We start from the raw sequence: 2,538 nt of genomic DNA on the forward strand, positions 1-2,538 counted from the left end.
GGAGGGGGTCGTGAAGGTCGGCCACCAGCTGGTGCAGCATCGAGTGTGAGGACGGCACGGACGTCGTGATCTGCGATGTGAACGGACGCCCGGATCGTCGCACGGCATCCCGGCGCCTCGCCCGCGCGGGAAGGAAGGGACCGGGTGTTCGGCCAGGCGAAGCCATGTTGTCGCGGCGGGTGATCGTCACGTGGTCTTGGCCGGCGAGCGGGCCACTCGGTCGTTGGTGAGCCGGTGCGGTGCGTGGCGGCCGCGGGGAGTGGTGGTCGCGGGGAGTGGTGGTCGCGTGGCGTGGCGGTGCGTGGCGTGCCGGGGCGTGGCGGTCGCGGTGCGTGGCGGTGCGGTGGGTGGCGGTGCGGTGCGTGGCGTGGCGGTGCGTGGCGGTTGTGGGTCAGGGAGTAGCAGCGAAGTGCTCGGTGAGGATTCTTCGGTGGGTTTCGCGTGCTTCGGTGTGGCGTCGGCGGCCCGCTTCCGTGATCTCGACGAAGATGCCGCGGCGGTCGTTCTCGCATAGTCCGCGCTGGACGTAGCCGTGCTTCTCCAGTCGGGCGATGGTGCGGGACAGGGCGCTCTGGCTGAGGTACATGGCCGCGGCGATCTCCTGCACGCGGCGCTTCTCACAGCCCAGGTCGACCAGGCGGTCGAGCGTCTCGTACTCGCTCATGGTGAGGGCATGGGCGTCCTGTAAGGCGCGTTCGAGGGCGCACGCGATCGTGTTGTAGCAGGTCGCGAGCTCGCGCCATCGGGCGACCAGGTCAGCCTCCGCCTCCATGGCGCGGAGCGTACCATGCGCGCACATCTGATGTGCAGGCATTAAATCGGTGTGCAATTAGTGTGTGGACATTAGATGTGCATGCATGTACTGTCCCTCGACGTGACTCTTACCGATGCCTCACCGCCCTCCGCTGTTCGCGCGCCGTCCGCTCCGGTCGAGCAGGCCTGGACTCCCCGGTCGTGGGGAGTCCTCGCCGTCCTGTGCGTCGTGTTGTTCCTCGATGCCCTCGACGTCTCGATGGTGGGCGTCGCGCTGCCCTCGATCGGGGCCGAGCTGGGCCTTTCGACCACGTCGCTCCAGTGGATCGTGAACGGCTACGTCCTTGGTTACGGCGGTCTGCTGCTGCTCGGCGGACGCACCGCCGACCTGCTCGGCCGGCGGCGGGTCTTCCTCGCCGCGCTGGCCGTGTTCGCCGTGGCCTCCCTGGTGGGCGGCCTGGTGGACAACGGCGCCCTGTTGATCGCGACCCGGTTCATCAAGGGACTGGCCGCCGCGTTCACCGCACCGACGGCGCTGTCCATCCTGACCACCACCTTCCATGAGGGGCCGGCGCGCAACCGGGCGCTTGCGGTGTTCTCCGTCTTCGGCGCGAGCGGCTACTCGTCCGGGCTGATCCTCGGCGGGTTGCTGACCGGCTTCGGGTGGCGCTGGACGTTCCTGACCCCGGTGCCGATCGCCGTCATCGCCCTGGTCGCGGGTGCCGCCCTGATCCCGCGGGACAAGCCGGCGGCCGGTGGCGGGCACGACATCGCCGGCGCCGTGACCCTGACCGGGGGCATGCTGCTCGCCGTGTACACCGTCGTCTCGGCCCCGGACAGGGGCTGGCTCGACCCGGTGACGCTGGGCTCCAGCGTGCTGGCGGCGGGCCTTCTGGCCGGCTTCTTCGTCACTGAGAGCAAGGTGCGGCATCCGCTGATCCGCTTGGGCATCCTGCGCATCGGATCGATCGTCCGGGCCAATCTGAGTATCGTCGCGCTGTTCGGCTCGTACCTGAGTTTCCAGTTCATGATGACCCTCTATCTGCAGGACGTACTGGACTGGTCACCGCTGAAGATGGCCATGGCCCTACTGCCGGGCGGGCTCGTCGTGGCCTTCGGGTCCCCGTTCGTCGGCCGGTTGATCGACCGGTACGGGACGGCTCGCCTGATCACCAGCTCGATGACGTCCCTGACCCTCGGTTACGGATGGTTCCTGGCAACGGCCGGGAACTCCCCGCACTACGCGTTCACCATCCTGCCCACGATGATGCTGCTGGGCGGCGGATTCGCTTTCGGGTTCAGCTCGATCATGAGCCAGGCGACGGACGGGATCGACGACTCCGAGCAGGGACTGGCCTCCGGCCTCGTCAACACCTCGGGCCAGGTCGGCGCCGCCCTGGTCCTGGCACTGGTCACCGCGCTGGTGGCGACCGGAACGACAGCCGGCGAAGACTTCGCCGAGTTCCACGCGGGCGTCAACCTGGTCAGCGCCGTCGCCGTGGTCGGCCTCATCTTGAACCTCCTCCCGCTCCTGCGTCGCCGCCAGTCCAATCCCACCTGACGGAGCACAGCCGGGGTGCGGTCCTCGTGGCGCCGACAGCTCACGCGCGTTCGAAAACCCCCGAGGCCGAAACACCCGCCCTGGCCCCTCCTAGCCCCAAAGCCGTGTAGTTAGGCGATGGGTGTGGTGGTCAAGGGTCGGTGGGTGCGCAGATCTCGATGCTGATGGTGGCTTTGTAGCTGGGGCCGCGGATGCGGGCGCCTTTGGCGACGAACTTGGAGATC

2 protein-coding genes are annotated in these 2,538 nt (G+C 68.5%); one reads left to right on the plus strand and one right to left on the minus strand.

Going from position 1 to position 2,538, the window contains the following annotated elements; genetic code table 11:
• Positions 1 to 391: 391 nt before the first annotated feature.
• Complete coding sequence (locus E1281_RS39070; protein ID WP_131884724.1) at positions 392 to 772, minus strand: MarR family transcriptional regulator; 381 nt, start codon at positions 770 to 772, stop codon at positions 392 to 394.
• 102 nt (positions 773 to 874) lie between these two features.
• Between E1281_RS39070 and E1281_RS39075 the strand changes: the two genes are divergently transcribed.
• Entirely contained in the window at positions 875 to 2,314 is a 1,440-nt protein-coding gene (locus tag E1281_RS39075; protein ID WP_243717805.1) for an MFS transporter, read from the plus strand.
• The last annotated feature ends 224 nt before the right edge of the window (positions 2,315 to 2,538 follow it).

This window comes from Actinomadura sp. KC345, from assembly GCF_004348515.1.
Classification (GTDB): Bacteria; Actinomycetota; Actinomycetes; order Streptosporangiales; family Streptosporangiaceae; genus Spirillospora.

Bases quoted from the DNA above. Each gene is read 5' to 3' on its own strand.
- E1281_RS39070 (WP_131884724.1), bottom strand. From the start codon at position 772: ATGGAGGCGGAGGCTGACCTGGTCGCCCGATGGCGCGAGCTCGCGACC.